This is a genomic window from Streptomyces sp. V4I8 (assembly GCF_041261225.1).
Classification (GTDB): Bacteria; Actinomycetota; Actinomycetes; order Streptomycetales; family Streptomycetaceae; genus Streptomyces.
The window spans coordinates 6203557-6218666 of sequence record NZ_JBGCCN010000001.1 but is presented as its reverse complement, the minus strand read 5'-3'; the positions used below and the strand labels follow the sequence as shown (position 1 = coordinate 6218666).

Sequence of the window (15110 nt, the reverse complement as noted above, 5' to 3'; positions counted from 1 at the left end):
ATGACCACCTTGCGGGGCCGACCCTTGGCCAGTTCAGAGCTTGTCGATCTTCAGGTTGTCGATGGCCGTCTGCGCCACCTCATGTCCCCGGTCCGTGAAGTCGCCGTTGCCCGGGTAGCTGACGGTGAGCTTGTACATGTCGCCGGCGGAGGTCTTGTAGTAGAAGATCCGCAGCTCGCGCGGGCGGGGATCCTGGGTGTCGTCGGTGGTGTAGCTGATTGTGTTCTCGGCGGACTTCCTGCCCTGGTAGGTGGTCTGCTCGGGAGCCGTCTTCGGGTTCGCCGGCATGCCGACCTCGTATTTGCCGTTCTCCTTGTAGTCGCCGTCGTCCTCGTACATCTCGGCGGCCGCGGAACCGGCGATGGAGTTGCTGTCGTCCTCGGCCTTCTTGTCGAGCCGCAAGCCGATCGAGATGGCTCCGCTCGCGTCGGTGTATGTGACCCAGTGGCCTTCGTCGGCGTCCTCGGGCACGGTCCGCTTGTAGCCGTCGGGCGCCGCGAGGCTCGCGCCGAGGGCCTTCTCCTGGTGGGTCTCCCAACCGTCCGGCAACGGCCCCGCGAACGGGTCGGCGATCACCAGGTACGTCGCCACCCCCGCCGCGACGACCGTCGCGCCGAGCCCGAGGAGCGTCTTGCGCCCGAGCCGGACGCCGCCCTTGGCGCCCTCCGTGATCCGCACGACCTGCGTGGTCGGGGCCGGCGCCGGCGGGTTGGCCGTCTGTTCCAGCAGCGCACGGGTCTGCGCGGCGTTGGGGCGGCGTGCCGGGTCCTTCTGGAGCAGGCCGTTGATGGCCTCCGCGAGCGGTCCCTGGGCCGCGGCGGGCGGCGCGGGCGTGGCATTGAGGACCGACTGGAGGGTGGCCGGGGTGTTGCTGCGGCGGAACGGCGAGACGCCCTCGGTCGCCGCGTACAGGACGACGCCGAGGGACCACAGGTCGCTCGCCGGTCCCGGGCGCTGGCCCAGCACCCGCTCCGGCGCGATGTACTCGGGCGAGCCGACGAAGCCGCCGGTGTCGGTCAGGTTGGTCTCGCCCTCGATCTGGGCGATGCCGAAGTCGGTGAGGACGACGCGGTCGTGGCGGCCGAGCATGACGTTGTCCGGCTTCACGTCGCGGTGCAGGATGCCCGCCGCGTGGGCGGCCTCCAGCGCGCCGAGCACTTCGAGGCCGATTCTCGCCGCGTCCCGGGCACCGAGCGTGCCCTCCTGGAGCGCGTCGCCCAGCGAGCGGCCCTGCACCAGCTCCATCACGATCCACGGCTGACCGTCCACGACCGCGACGTCATGCACGTTCACGACCGCGGGGTGATCGAGCCGGGCCGCGGCGCGCGCCTCGCGACGCATGCGCTCGAAGGCGTTGGCGCGTTCGCGTTCGGGAAGGTGATCCGGTACGCGAGGCTCCTTGACGGCGACCTCGCGGTCCACGGTCTCGTCCTTGGCCCGCCACACGGTGCCCATGCCACCGTGCCCGAGCTTGGCGAGCAGGCGGTAACGGCCTGCGATCAACCGCCCGGTGCCGGGGTCCGGGGTGGGCGGGGTGGCGGGCTGAACGGGCGCGGCGTACGGGTTGTTCGGGTGGGGAACCGGCCCGGGCGGGTTCGGCTGCGGCGGTTGCAGTTCAAAACTCGTCGGCTCGTCGGACCGGTAAGGGGCTCCCCCGTTGCTGCTCATGGCTCCATCCATATCGCGGCAAGCGGTTCGGCATCCAGCGTGAACGCTTTCCGGTCACAGAGCCGTGACTCAGATCGCTCCTTATCTCCCCTTTATTCAGAGTTGGTGGGCACGAGTGCCGAAGTGCCGGGTGAGGAGGACGCGCTGGGCGAGGAGGACGTACTCGGCGAAGGGGCCGTACTCGGCGAAGAGGGCCTGCTGGGTGACGGCGACCTGCCTGGTGACGGCGACCCACTTGGTGACGCCGACGTACCCGGCGACGGCGACGTGGCGGTAGGCCCGCCCGAGGCCCCCGGCGCCGAACTGGTCGGCACGACACCCCCGTCGCCGTCCCCGTTCATCAGCAGCGCCGCCGCCGACACCCCCGCCACCCCCATCGCGGCGACCAGCACGACGGTGGCCAGCATGCTGCGGGTCGAGTACGGGCGCTCCGCCGAAACCGCCACGGCGACCCTGCCGAACCGTTTCGGCACGACCGTGTGCCCTGTCTCCAGGAAGTCCCGCAGCATCCGCTCCGCCCCCGCCGCGTCCAGCCGCCGCCCGGGATCCCGCTCCAGCAGCCCCTGGACGACGGGCAGGATCGGCGCCGCCTGCGCGGGCGGACGTATGTCGTCGGACACCACGGCGAGCACGATGCCGCTCAACGAGTCGCGCCGGAACGGTGATTCACCGCTCAGGGCCGCGCACAGCAGCGCGCCCACCGACCACAGGTCGGCGGCGGGGCCGGTCCTGGCCCCGGACATCCGCTCGGGCGCGGTGTACTCCGGCGAGCCGACGAAGGCCCCGGACTCGGTGAGCGTGGAGGTGCCCGGCACCTGGGCGATGCCGAAGTCGGTGAGGACGACACGGTCGGTGCCGTTCTCGATGAGCACGTTGGCCGGTGTGATGTCCCGGTGCAGGACCCCGGCCTCATGGGCCGTCCGCAGGGCGCTCAGCAGGTCGACGCCGATCCGGGCGGCCTCGTGCGCGTCGACGGGCCCGTGCGCCGCGATCCGGTCGGCGAGGGAGTCCCCGTCGACCAGCTCCATCACGATGTACGGGCGTTCGTCGTCCTTCAGGATGTCGTGGACGACGATGACGTGCGGGTGGCTCAGCTGTGCCACCGCCCGGGCCTCGCGCAGCGTGCGCTCGCGCCGGCGCCGGGCCTCGGCCGCGGAGAGCGTCTCGTCGAAAGGGAGCTCCTTGACGGCCACCTGCCGTACGAGCAACTGGTCGGTCGCCCGCCATACGACGCCCATGCCGCCGCGACCGAGCTGCTCCTCAAGGCGGTAACGCCCCGCGATCACACGGAAGTTGGCTCCCTCGGTCCCCATGGGCCCCATCATGCAGCAACGGACGGATCGACTCCGGGGCGCCGATCGGCCAACTCTGCAAAGGAGCAAAGGGTTTCAAAAGCCCCGCGACCACCCGCCGGCTTTCAGGATCCGCTCGTCTGCCAGCCCTGCAGCACCGCCGTGAACTTCTTGCGGGTGGCCGCCCAGTCGGTCACGGGCGAGGACATGTAGATCGCGTACTCCGTGCCGTCCCGGTCGATGTACGCCTGGTCGATGGCCCGGCGCGGTCCGGGGAAGGGCGTGTCCTTGGCCAGCGCGGTCCACGTGTACTCCCACAGGGAGCCCTCGCGGTCGCGGTAGAGGTCCTTCTTCAGGGACACGGTCGCGTAGTCGGCCAGGTGCCGCCTCAGGTAATCCTCCAGGTCCCGCTGGTGGTCGTAGGCGTTCGCGAAGTCGGGCGAGGTGTCGACGGCGATACGGACGAAGTGCTCACCGCCGTCGGGCGTGTAGTCGACCTGCTGGAGCCCTTCGATCTCCTTGCCGACCACCTCCCGCTTCCAGCCCTTGGGCAGGTAGAGGCTGAAGCCCAGGGGGTCCTTGTAGCGGACCCAGGACGAGGGCACACCGGCGTCCGGGCGCGGCGACTCGCTCGCCGTGGGGCCGGGCGTGCTCGAGACGGACGTGCCGTCCGTCTCCGTCCCCCATTTCTGCAGCACCACCGCGGTGCCCCCGCCGACGATCGCGGCGAACGCGACGACTAGGGCGAGCGTGCGCAGCCGACGGCGGCGCCTGGGCGGCCGGGCGGGCGCGGGGCCGGTACCTGTGCCGGTGCCCGCGGTGTCGTACGGCGACCCGGCCGATGTCGGACCGTTCATCGGCGGGTACGGCGTGCCGGTCGCCGCCGTCACGGCCCCGGTGGGCGCGGCTCCCCCGGTGTGCGCGGCCCCTGTGCGCGCCTCCGGCTCGTACCGCGTGTGCTGTGTCGGCACGTACGCCTGCGCCGCGCTCGGCCGCCTTCCCTCCGCCGCCTCGGCCAGCATCTGCTCGGCCTCGGCGGCACCGGGCCGGGTGGCCGGATCCTTGCGCAGCAGGGCGCTGATCACGGGCGTGAGGGGGCCGGCGTGCTGCGGCTGGGCCGCCTCCTCCTCGACGACCGCCTGCATGGTGCCCAGCGGGGAGGTGCGGCGGAAGGGCGAGCGGCCCTCCACCGCGGTGTAGAGCGTCGCGCCGAGCGCCCACAGGTCGGAGGCGGGCCCGGGGTCGTGGCCGCGGACGCGCTCGGGGGCGAGGTAGTCGACCGAGCCGACGACCTCGCCGGTGCGGGTGATGGTGGAGTCGCCCTCGATCTGGGCGATGCCGAAGTCGGTGAGGAGGACGCGGCCGTCCTCGGAGAGCAGGACGTTGCCGGGCTTGATGTCGCGGTGCAGGACGCCGGCGGTGTGGGCGGCGCGCAGTGCCCGCAGCACCCACAGTCCGATGCGGGCGGCCTCGGTGGGCTCGACGCGTCCGCGCTCCTTGACCGCGTCGGCCAGGGAGTACCCCTCGACCAGCTCCATCACGATCCACGGCCGGCCGTCGTGCTCCAGCACGTCATGCACGGTGACCACGGCCGAGTGGTTGATGCGCGCGGCGGCGCGCGCCTCGGCGCGGGTGCGCGCGAGCAGCCGCTCCTGGTCGCTCTCGGAGACATAGAGCGCGGCGGTCAGCTCCTTGATCGCGACGGCCCGATGCAGCACCTCGTCATGAGCACGCCACACCCGCCCCATACCGCCGCTGCCGATCGCGTCGGCGAGCCGGTAGCGGCCCGAAACGAGCTGGCCCTGCATCTGATTCACGTTGCCCCGCAATGTTCTTGACAGAGTCAGGTTAGGGACCTGTCGGGGCGACCGGAACCACGGGGGTACCAAGGAGACCGCACTGTGATGGTTGTCGCTTTCGACTTCCGGAAGCAACCATCACCGAGGGTTTGCGGGCGGAATCAGCCGGTGACCTGGTACGTCGCCGACGCCTGCTCGAACAGCCGCGTCACCTCGTCCCGCTCGGCCTCCGGGCCGCGCACCTGCACCACGTGGTACCGCCCGTCGATGAGGATCGCGACGTTGCGCACGAACAGCTCACGTCCCTGGTCGTCGGTCCAGGTGAACTGCCCCTCGGCCATCGTCCGCTCGCCGACCTGAATGGTCTTCAGCCCGCCGGAGGAGGCCCAGCTGGAGTCGCGGTACGGCTGCAACTCCCGCTCGTGCTCCCGCTGGTAGACCATGGGGTCGCTGCCGTACTGGTCCGCGGTGTCGCGGCCGCGTACGACGATGAGGTCGAAGTCGCCGTGCGAGTACACGACCTGCCCGCGCCCGTTCTCCGGCGTGCGGTTCCAACCGTTGGCGACGGCGATCCGGAAGCCGGCCGCGTCCTTGCGGAGGGTGAATCCGTCGGGGACCTCGGGTCCGTCGGTCTGCGTCTCGGTCGAACCGGCCGACTCCGAGGGGTCGTTGCCGGATCCCGGTGAGGTCTGTTCGGGCCGCGGCTCGCTGCTCGCCTCGGCGGACTGCTCGGGCGCCGGCTCCGTGGCCTGGCCGGCGGCGCCGGTGCGACCGGCGTCGGCCGTGGCGCCGTCACCCTGGTCGGCCTTGGGCATGAACAGCATCGCGTACGCGATCGCCGCGGCCATGCCGAGCAGCACGAGCACCAGCAACGTCCGCCCGAGCCTGCGGGGCGAATGCTCCGCCTCCTGCTTGGCCCGCTTGTGCCGCCCGTGATGCGCGGGCAGCCCGGCCCGCCGCCTGCGCACCAGTTCGCCCCGGCGCCGCACGATCGGCAGCCGGCTGGGGTCGACGGGCGGGGCGGCGACGACATACGTGCCGGCCTCCGGCTCGGGCGCGGACCGCACGAGCGAGCGCAGCCAGCCCCGCAGCTCCTCGAAGTCGAGGCGCTCGGTGGGATCCTGCCGCAGCAGCGACTCCACGACCGGCCGGAGCGGCCCGCACTCCTCGGCGAAGGCGGGCGGCTCCGCGCACACCATCTGCACGAGCTCCGCCGTGGACTCCTCCGGATACGGCGCATGCCCCTGTACGGCCCGGAAAAGCAGCGCTCCCAGTGCCCACAGGTCGGTCGCCGCGCCGATCGGCGCGGCAAGCTGCCAGTTCTCGTGCACCGGCCCGGCCTGCTCCGGCGCCCACCGCTCGGTCACGGGCCCGACGACAGCCATCCGCGCCTGCCGTGCCCGCTCCGCGGCGAGCGCGGTGGTCGGTCCGCGGTGCACGGGGGTACCGGCCACGAGGTCGTCCCAGCGGGCTGGGGGCTGCGCGGAGGATCCACCAGGGGCGGACCCGCCTCGCGCGGGAGAGCCGGGGGCGCCCGGGGCGGGCACGTCCTGCGCGGCAGAGCCGATGCCGCCGTGCCCGGGACCGCCTTGCGCGGCGGACCCGAACCCACCCTGCCCAGGCACACCCTGCGCGGGAAGGCCACCGGCACCGGGAACCGCTACCCCCCGCGCGGGGAAGCCGCCCGCGCCAGAAGCAGGGGCCCCTGCTGGGAACGCCTCGCGGCCTGCGGCGGGAAGGCCGCCCGCCGTGGTCCCTCCGGCGCCCGGTGCGGACACGCCCCTGTCGGGAGGGGTGCCGGCGCCGCCCGGGTGGGCGCCGGGGCCCGCCGGGGGGAGTGCCGTGCGGCCTCGGCCCTCGGCCGTCGGGGCGCCGCCGCGGGGAGCGGCACCGTGCCAGGACGGGGCCTGCACGCCGTACGGGTCCGCGATCCGGCCCGGCGGCGTCGAGGTGCCGTTGCCTGAGCCGTACGGCTGCTGCGCCGCGCCGTCGGCACGGGCGGCCAGGCCGTCCTGGGGCCCCGGTCGTGCGCCGGGCAGTGCGGCGCGCCCGCTCTGCTGGGTCTCCTGCACCCGGGCCGCGGCACGGGCACCCGCCCGGTACGCGGCGATCGCTCCGGCCCGCGCGGCCCTGACGTCCCCGCCGGTTTCGAGGGCACCGCGCGGGGCGGAACCCGACGCCTCCGTCCCGATGCCCGCGTCGATCCCGGGGACCGGCAGCCCTCCGGCCGCACGCGCCTCGATGGCGGCACGCCGAGCAGCCTCGGGATCCGCGGCGCCTACGCCGGGCCCACCAGTGCCGGACCCGCCGATCCCGGCCCCGCCTGCGCGTGGGCTGGAAGTCCCGAAGCCACCCGCGCCACCGATCCCGCCGCCGATTCCGCCACCCGCCGCCGGCCCGCCCCCGAACGTCCCGGTCCCAGCGCCTCCCCCTCCGCCCCCGTCGGCGTCCTCGACCGGCACCGGGTCATACCCGCACAGCGCCTCCTCCGCGGCCCCGACCGCGAGCCCGGTGAGCATCACCCGGCCGTCGTCGCAGACGAGCACCGTGCGGGCGGTGATGTTCCGGTGGACCCAGCCGTGCGCGTGCAGCACCCGCAGCGCCATGAGGACGTCGGAGGCGACCTCGGCCGCCCGATACGGCGTCAGCGGCTTCTCGGCCAGCAGCGCCGCCAAGGGGCGCGCGGCCACGAACTCGCTCACTATCCACAGCGAACCGCCCTCGGCGAACACGTCGAAGACCTGGTCCAGCCGTGGATGGTCGGGGATCCGCGCCGCGGCCTGCGCAGCCTCGACCGCGCGCCGTACGGCGGGGTCACTGGGCCGGCGCGTACTCGCACGGGACGAGGAACGCCGCCCAGCCCCACGCTCCCGCGCGTCGCGTGCCGTGAAACCGTCGGGCAGTCCCTCGGCGTCCAGCACCTCCGCCTCGACGACCTCCGGCAACGGCACCTGCCGGACGAGGACTTCCTGCCCGCTGTAGGTGTCGAAGGCGCGGGTCTCGGTGAGTTCGTACTCGTCGGAGGGCGGCAGCGGCAGGCGGTAGCGGTCGGCGAGCACCCGACCCGCATAGTCGTCCACGTTGCCTCCCCCGGCCGCCCGGTTGGTCAATTCCGTTCGCCTTGCGTCCCGTTCCGGACGCACGACCAAATGCGTTCGGTCCGCAAGCACTCACGATACGTGCCGGAGGCAACTCACCAAGAGGGGTTGCCGGATCTCACGCCTCAATCCCGGCCGCCGCGAGCCCAAACCGAATTCCGCTCACGTCATGACTTCGGCTTGAACGAATCCGTCAGCGTCTTCCATGTGTCCTTACGCAGGTCACTGTCCCAATTCGAAGCTTTCGCGGTGTACATCAGCGCATGTCCGAGATGGTCGTTCACCACGAAGCCGCGGTCGATCGTCCGGTACTTCGTACCGCCCTCGACATAGGTGAACTCCCAGTCAGCGGTGTTCCAGCCGCGGTAGTCCACCTCCTCTATACGGATCCTCTTGTACTGCGAGCGCACCATGCCGCGCTCCTGGTTCTTCCAGTCCGTCACCGGGTCGCCCTTCGGCGTGGACGTCCAGGCGACGAGCAGCTTCTGCCCGTCGGGCCCGGTGAACCGGTCACCCGCGGAATCCGTGGACTGGAGCTTCCACCCCTCGGGCAGCCCGATCGAGTACCCCTGGCTCCCCTTGTGGGTCGACACGACCTTGCTGTCGCCCCCGGACCCCGCCCCGGCACCGCTTCCGCCGGTCGCGCTCGCCCCGGCACTCGGCGTCTTCCCGCTCTCGTCCCCCGCGCCGGACCCCGACCCGGTCGTCGCGGACGCGGACTTCTCGCCGTCCGCCCGCGTACCGTCGTCCTCGTCCGTCTTGGTGTCGGCACTGGCACTGGCCTTGGCGGAAGCCTTGCCCCCGCCGCTAGCCGAAGCCTTCGAGTCGCCGTCGTCGCCGAGCGTGAGGGCCAGCACCACACCGAGCACGACGAGCGCCACGGCCACCGCGATGATCACCAACGTCCGCTTCGGCACCACATCGGTGAGCGGCGCCCTCGGCACGGGCCGCGGCGGCAGATCCGGCGGCGTCATCACGGGCCACCCGGAACTCCGGCCCCCACTCTGCCCGTTCGCCGACTCCGCGTCCCGCTCACCGGCACGGTCATCGGCACCGGCACCGGCACCGGCTCCAGCACCGGCAGCCGCTCCCGCCGCCCCGGCACCAGAAGCCCGCCCGGAACTCCCGGCCTTCGACGACGTCCCGGCCCGGCCCACTCCCGTGGACGCCCCACCGGCCGCCGCTGCCCCACCGGACTCCGAAACAACCGTCTCGCCCCCGGACTTGGTACGAGCGGCAGCCGCCCCGGCCGCTCCCGCGCTCGCCGCGGCCTTCCGCACGGACCGCAGCGCCCCGCGCAACCGCTCCCCGGCTTCTTCGCCCCGCTTGCTCCCGGCCCCGGCCCCCGAACGGCCCTTGCCCTCGGGCCCATCGGGCTGCGGCGGCAGCGGCACGACCTTCGTCGCGTCCACCGGCTCCGGCTCGGCCTTGCGCTCGGGTGCGTGGATGACGGCGTTGAGCATCGCCCGCGCACCGGCGTCGTCGAGCCGCTTCTCGGGGTCCTTGGTGAGCAGGCCGTAGATGACGTCCCTCAGCGGTCCCGCGTTCTTCGGCTCCTCCATCGGCTCGGTCATCACCGCCGTGAGCGTGGCGATCGCGGAGCCCTTGTCGTACGGCGGCACCCCCTCGACCGACGCGTACAACAGCCCGCCCAGCGACCAGAGGTCGGCCGCGGGGCCCGGCTTGTGGCCGCGGGCCCGCTCCGGGGAGATGTAGGAGGGCGCACCGACGAGCATGCCGGTCGAGGTGATGGAGGGGTCGCCCTCGACCTGGGCGATACCGAAGTCGGTGAGGACGACGCGGTCGGTGTCGGACTCCAAGAGAACGTTCGACGGCTTCACGTCACGGTGCAGGATGCCCTCGCGGTGCGCGGACCGCAGCACGTCGAGCACGGCCAGGCCGACCTCGGCCGCCCGCTTGGGCTCCAGGAGACCGTCCTCCCGGATGACCTCGGCGAGCGACTTGCCCTCGACGAGCTCCATCACGATCCACGGCCGGTCGTCCTCTTCGACCACGTCGAACACCGTCACCGCACTGTTGTTGCGGATCCGCGCGATCGCCTTGGCCTCACGCAACGTGCGCGTGATCAGCCGCCGCTTCTCCTCCTCGTCGATGTTCGAGGGGAACCGCAGCTCCTTGACGGCGACGGTCCGCCCGAGCGTCTCGTCCACGGCACGCCACACCGTGCCCATGCCGCCCCGGCCGAGCACTCCGCCCAGCCGGTACCGCCCCGCGAGGAGACGCTCGCGGTCGTCCTGCCGAGTGTCCTGACGAGATGTCCCCGCCCGCTCCGCCTCCGACATGCGTCCCCTCATACAACCCGCCCTGACAGAGCCTCCATTGTCTCTCACCCGACAAGTGCCCGACGCCCAGGGTGCCCCAGGCCCCGCCAGCCGACCGCACGGACCGGGCTCTGCGGCCCCGGCGCACCCGAGGCCCGGTGAATCACGTGTTCCGCTTGCCCGGCATGATGAGCCGCGACAAGGGAAGGAACCCGCATGGCACGACCGGCGATGCCCCTGCTCCGGGCCCTGGTGGCCCTTCCGGTGGCCCTGACGCTCCTCGGTCTGCTGGCCCCGGCACTCCTCGGCCCGTCCTCCACCTCCTCGTCGGCACGCACCGCCTCGTCGTCCTCCACCGCACAGGCGACGGACTCCCTCCTGCCCCGGCTGGTCACCCGGGGCAAGGCCCCCGCCGCGGCCCTGCTGGCCCGCGGGAGGACCGGCACCCACTACGCCCGGGCCGGCCAGGGCATCGCCCGCACCGACCACTTCCGCGCCGGCAGCATCACCAAGACCTTCATCGCGACGGTCGTCCTGCAACTGGCCGCCGAGCGACGGCTGTCCCTCTCCGACCCGGTCGAGCGGTATCTGCCGGGCCTGGTGCGCGGGGCGGGCAACGACGGGCGCGCGCTGACCCTTCGTTCCCTGCTGACCCACACCAGCGGCCTGTACGACTTCGCCGCCGCGACCGGAGGTGCCGTCCCCCTCACGCCCCTTCAGGCCGTGCGCATCGCACTCACCCACCCCCCTGCCGACCCCGGCAGCTTCTCCTACTCGAACACCAACTACGTCCTGCTCGGCCTGGTCATCGAGCACGTCACCGGCCGCTCCTACGCCGCCGAGGCCGAGCGCCGCGTCATCGCTCCGCTGGGTCTGACCGGCACCTCCTTCCCTGGATCCCGCACCTCTCTGCCCTCTCCGCACGGCCGCGCCTACGCCACCGACGGAACCGATGTCACCGAACTCGACCCGCGGGTGGCCGGCGCCTCGGGCGAGCTGGTGACCACGCTCGCCGACCTCGACCGCTTCTACGCCGCGCTGCTCGGCGGCCGTCTGATGCCCCCGCGCTGGCTGCGCGAGATGCTCGACACCCGTGCCGCGCATGGCTCGTACGGCATGGGACTCTTCCCCTTGAAACTGCCGTGCGGCACCGTCGTCTGGGGGCACAACGGGCGCATTTCCGGCAGCTACGTGCGCTCCGCAGCCACCGTCGGCGGTCGTCGTGTCCTGACCTTCCGGGTGAACACGACGGCGATAGCGGATCCCGGTCTCGAACCCCGGCTGCTCGCCGCCGAGTTCTGCCCTCGCACCAAGTAGAACGGCCGGCATTCGAGCGGAGATCCCGTCTTCCATCACCCGTTCGAGTGGCGCTCCGCCCTTCGGCGCGATCGGCGATCACCAGCTCCGGCCGCGGACGCACCACGGGCGCACTACAAGGGCACGATGTCCGGCGCCCCCAACCGCGCCGCGTCCGCCGTCAGATCGTCCGGCTGCCGCTGCGACTCCCGCTCGGCCTCCACCCGCTTCTCGTAGTGCTGGATCTCGCGGTCGATGTGGTCCTTGTCCCAGCCCAGCACCGGTGCCATCAGGTCGGCCGCCTCGCGCGCGCACCGCGTCCCCCGGTCGAACGTCTCGATCGAGATGCGCGTACGCCGCGTCAGCACGTCGTCCAGGTGGCGCGCCCCCTCGTGCGAGGCGGCGTAGACGATCTCGGCGCGCAGATAGTCGTCGGCGGACTGCAGGGGCTCGCCCAGCGTGGGATCGGCGGCGATGAGTTCGAGCACCTCCTCCGCCATCGATCCGTACCGGTTCAGCAGGTGCTCCACCCGCACCACATGAATGCCCGTACGCGCCGCGATCCGCGCACGCGCGTTCCACAGCGCCCGGTACCCCTCCGCGCCCAGCAGCGGAATGTCCTCCGTGACGCACTCGGCGACCCGCATGTCGAGCCCGTGCACCGCCGCGTCCACCGCGTCCTTGGCCATCACCCGGTACGTCGTGTACTTGCCGCCCGCCACGACGACGAGTCCGGGCACGGGATGGGCCACGGTGTGCTCGCGCGACAGCTTGCTGGTGGCGTCCGACTCACCGGCGAGCAGTGGCCGCAGGCCCGCGTACACGCCCTCCACGTCGTCCCGTGTCAGCGGCACCGCGAGCACCGAGTTCACGTGGTCCAGCAGGTAGTCGATGTCGGCGCTGGACGCGGCCGGGTGTGCCTTGTCGAGGTCCCAGTCGGTGTCGGTGGTGCCGACGATCCAGTGCCGGCCCCAGGGGATGACGAACAGCACCGACTTCTCGGTGCGCAGGATCAGCCCCGTCGTGGAGTGGATGCGGTCCTTGGGCACGACCAGGTGAATGCCCTTGGAGGCGCGCACGTGGAACTGGCCGCGCTCCCCCACCATCGACTGGGTGTCGTCGGTCCACACACCGGTCGCGTTGACGATCTGCTTGGCGCGGATCTCGTACTCCCCGCCCGCCTCGACGTCCTGCACCCGGGCCCCGACGACGCGTTCACCCTCGCGCAGGAACCCGGTCACCCGCGCGCGGTTGGCCACTTTCGCGCCGTACGCCGCGGCTGTGCGCACGAGGGTGGCCACATAGCGGGCGTCGTCCATCTGGGCGTCGTAGTACTGCAGCGCGCCGACCAGTGCGTCCTTCTTCAGGGCGGGGGCGATGCGCAGGGCGTGACGGCGGCTCAGATGGCGGTGCAGGGGCATGCCCCGCCCGTGGCTGCGGGCCATCGACATGATGTCGTAGAGCAGGACACCCGAACCGGCGTACAGGCGCTCCCAGCCCTTGTACTGCAGCGGATACAGGAAGGGCACCGGTTTCACGAGGTGCGGGGCCAGCCGGGACACCAGCAGTCCGCGTTCCTTCAGTGCCTCGCGTACGAGTGCGAAGTCGAGCATCTCCAGATAGCGCAGGCCGCCGTGGATCAGCTTGCTCGACCTGCTGGAGGTGCCCGACGCCCAGTCACGGGCCTCGACCAGGCCGGTGGACAGTCCGCGGGTCGCCGCGTCGAGGGCGGTGCCCGCGCCCACGACGCCGGCGCCCACGACCAGTAGGTCCAGCTCACGCTCGGCCATTGCTGCCAGTGACTCGGCGCGCTCCGCCGGCCCCAGTGTCGCTGTCCTCACCGCTGCCTCCCGCTCATCGGTCGCGTAGGCCGCACCCGTCGGGCGAAGCCCGCTTCGTACCTCCCCTGCCCAAAATTCTGACCGGGTTGCCCGACTTCAGCCACCACGCGCCCTCAGCCTGTGGACAACACTCACGGAAACGCGATCATTCAATGCCGCAAATCGGTCATATTTACTCCTAGTCTGACATTGCGCTCCCTCGATCTGTCCACAGGGCTTGCGCACCTGCCCCACTTCGGTTACTGGGAAGGACGGCCCACGCCATGCCCGCAGATCTCGCCGTCATCGGACTCGGCCCGTACGGCCTGCCGCTGGCCAAGGCCGCCGTCGCGGCCGGCATCCCCACGCTCGGTTACCGGACCGGGCCCGAGGCCGCCTCCCTCAGCCCCGCGGAACTGCGCCGGATGCTCTCGGGGGGCTTCCGGCACGCCACCAGCCCCGCCGAGCTCGGCCGCGTACGCACCGCCGTCATCTGCGCACCCACCCCGCGCGGCGCGGACGGCGGGCTCGACCTGAGCCAGGTGGAGGCGGCCGCCCGCACCCTGGCCGCCCGGCTGCGCCCGCACACCACCGTCATCCTGGAGTCGCCCGTCCCCCCGGGCACCACCGAGAACGTCCTGCGACCCCTCCTCGAAGAGGGCTCGGGGATGGTCGCCGGCCGCGACTTCCACCTGGCCTACTCCCCCAGTCGCATCGACCCCGGCAACCGCGACTTCACCCCCACCAACACCCCCAAGGTGATCGGCGGCCTCACACCCGCCTGCACCGAGTCGGCCGCCGCCTTCTACGGCCGCCTCACCGACAAGGTGGTACGCGCGCGTGGCCCGCGCGAGGCGGAGACCGTGCAGGTCCTGGAGACCAACTTCCGGCACGTCAACATCGCCCTGGTCAACGAAATGGCCGTCCTCTGCCACGACATGGGCGTCGACCTGTGGGACGTCATCCGCTGCGCGGAGACCAAGCCCTTCGGCTTCCATGCCTTCCGTCCCGGCCCCGGCGTCGGCGGCCACGCCGTCCCCCAGGACCTCACCGCCCACGCGGGCCGCACCCTGCGCATGGTCGAACTGGCCCAGCAGGTCAACAGCCAGATGCCCCAGTACGTCGTCCAGCGCGCCGCCGCCCTCCTCAACGAGCACGGCAAGTCCGCGCGCGGCGCCCGCATCCTCCTCCTCGGCGTCACCTACAAGCCCGACCTCGCCGACCAGCAGTCCACGCCCGCCGAGGAGGTCGCGGTCCGCCTGATGCGGCTGGGCGCCTCCCTCAGCTACCACGACCCGCACATCCCGTCCTGGAACATCCTCGACCGCCCCGTCCCGCGCGCGGACTCCCTGTACGAGTCCGCCGCCGACGCCGACCTGACGATCCTGCTCCAGCAGCACCGGAGGTACGACCTTCAGGGGCTGTCGGTGAAGGCGCAGCTGTTGCTGGACACGCGGGGGGCTACGCCTACGGGGGCGGCGCATCGGTTGTGACGGGGGGCGCGTGGGGTGCGTGAGCCACCGGGGTTGGTGGCGTGGGGCATGCTGCGCCGGTACCGTGTGGAGCAGGTGGAGTCCGATGCAGAGGGTCATGCAGTACTGCTTAGGCTCCGAGCTGATTCACGGGTTTCCGCCCCTAGTCTCTATAGGGGCGGCCGCTCAACCAGCCCACCAAAAGGTGGAGCCCACCGCAGTGGGTGCTGCAGCGGGCTCCTAGCTGATTCACGGGTGTCCGCCCCTAGGCTTCGTGGGGGCGGCCGCTCACCAGCTGTGAATCCACAAGACACCTCCTCCGGAACTTCACCAGCCGAAGCCAAGTGCGGTCCCAGCGAGTGGGCTTGCGGTGACGACCCATG

8 protein-coding genes are annotated in these 15110 nt (G+C 72.2%); 2 read left to right on the top strand and 6 right to left on the bottom strand.

The features are described 5' to 3' along the window. Positions 1-33: 33 nt before the first annotated feature. The 5 genes from ABIE67_RS28370 to ABIE67_RS28350 form a co-directional block, all read right to left on the bottom strand. The gene (locus ABIE67_RS28370) at positions 34-1668 is read right to left on the bottom strand and encodes a serine/threonine-protein kinase (protein WP_370263300.1); all 1635 of its coding nucleotides are present in this window, start codon (positions 1666-1668) and stop codon (positions 34-36) included. A 92-nt stretch (positions 1669-1760) separates the two neighbouring features. After that, complete coding sequence (locus ABIE67_RS28365) at positions 1761-2981, bottom strand: serine/threonine-protein kinase (protein ID WP_370263296.1); 1221 nt, start codon at positions 2979-2981, stop codon at positions 1761-1763. 104 nt (positions 2982-3085) lie between these two features. After that, on the bottom strand, positions 3086-4768 hold the full coding sequence (locus ABIE67_RS28360) for a serine/threonine-protein kinase (protein ID WP_370263291.1): 1683 nt from the start codon (positions 4766-4768) through the stop codon (positions 3086-3088). A gap of 152 nt (positions 4769-4920) precedes the next feature. Then, positions 4921-7839 (bottom strand): protein kinase, encoded by a 2919-nt coding sequence (locus ABIE67_RS28355; protein ID WP_370263286.1) that lies wholly within the window; start codon positions 7837-7839, stop codon positions 4921-4923. Positions 7840-8024: 185 nt separating this feature from the next. Then, entirely contained in the window at positions 8025-10160 is a 2136-nt protein-coding gene (locus ABIE67_RS28350) for a serine/threonine-protein kinase (RefSeq protein ID WP_370263281.1), read from the bottom strand. Between the two features lie 210 nt (positions 10161-10370). Here ABIE67_RS28350 and ABIE67_RS28345 point away from each other — a divergent pair, with 210 nt between their 5' ends. Further along, positions 10371-11456 carry a serine hydrolase domain-containing protein gene (locus tag ABIE67_RS28345; RefSeq protein WP_370269024.1) on the top strand — a complete coding sequence of 362 codons (1086 nt, stop codon included), beginning with the start codon at positions 10371-10373 and terminating at the stop codon, positions 11454-11456. Between the two features lie 113 nt (positions 11457-11569). Here the strand turns inward: ABIE67_RS28345 and ABIE67_RS28340 are convergent, their stop codons facing one another. Next, on the bottom strand, positions 11570-13276 hold the full coding sequence (locus ABIE67_RS28340) for a glycerol-3-phosphate dehydrogenase/oxidase (protein ID WP_370263276.1): 1707 nt from the start codon (positions 13274-13276) through the stop codon (positions 11570-11572). A 263-nt stretch (positions 13277-13539) separates the two neighbouring features. Between ABIE67_RS28340 and ABIE67_RS28335 the strand changes: the two genes are divergently transcribed. Beyond that, positions 13540-14748 (top strand): nucleotide sugar dehydrogenase, encoded by a 1209-nt coding sequence (locus tag ABIE67_RS28335; RefSeq protein ID WP_370263274.1) that lies wholly within the window; start codon positions 13540-13542, stop codon positions 14746-14748. The last annotated feature ends 362 nt before the right edge of the window (positions 14749-15110 follow it).

Bases quoted from the DNA above. Each gene is read 5' to 3' on its own strand.
- ABIE67_RS28335 (WP_370263274.1), top strand. From the start codon at position 13,540: ATGCCCGCAGATCTCGCCGTCATCGGACTCGGCCCGTACGGCCTGCCG.
- ABIE67_RS28345 (WP_370269024.1), top strand. From the start codon at position 10,371: ATGCCCCTGCTCCGGGCCCTGGTGGCCCTTCCGGTGGCCCTGACGCTC.
- ABIE67_RS28360 (WP_370263291.1), bottom strand. From the start codon at position 4,768: ATGCAGGGCCAGCTCGTTTCGGGCCGCTACCGGCTCGCCGACGCGATC.
- ABIE67_RS28365 (WP_370263296.1), bottom strand. From the start codon at position 2,981: ATGGGGACCGAGGGAGCCAACTTCCGTGTGATCGCGGGGCGTTACCGC.
- ABIE67_RS28350 (WP_370263281.1), bottom strand. From the start codon at position 10,160: ATGTCGGAGGCGGAGCGGGCGGGGACATCTCGTCAGGACACTCGGCAG.
- ABIE67_RS28370 (WP_370263300.1), bottom strand. From the start codon at position 1,668: ATGAGCAGCAACGGGGGAGCCCCTTACCGGTCCGACGAGCCGACGAGT.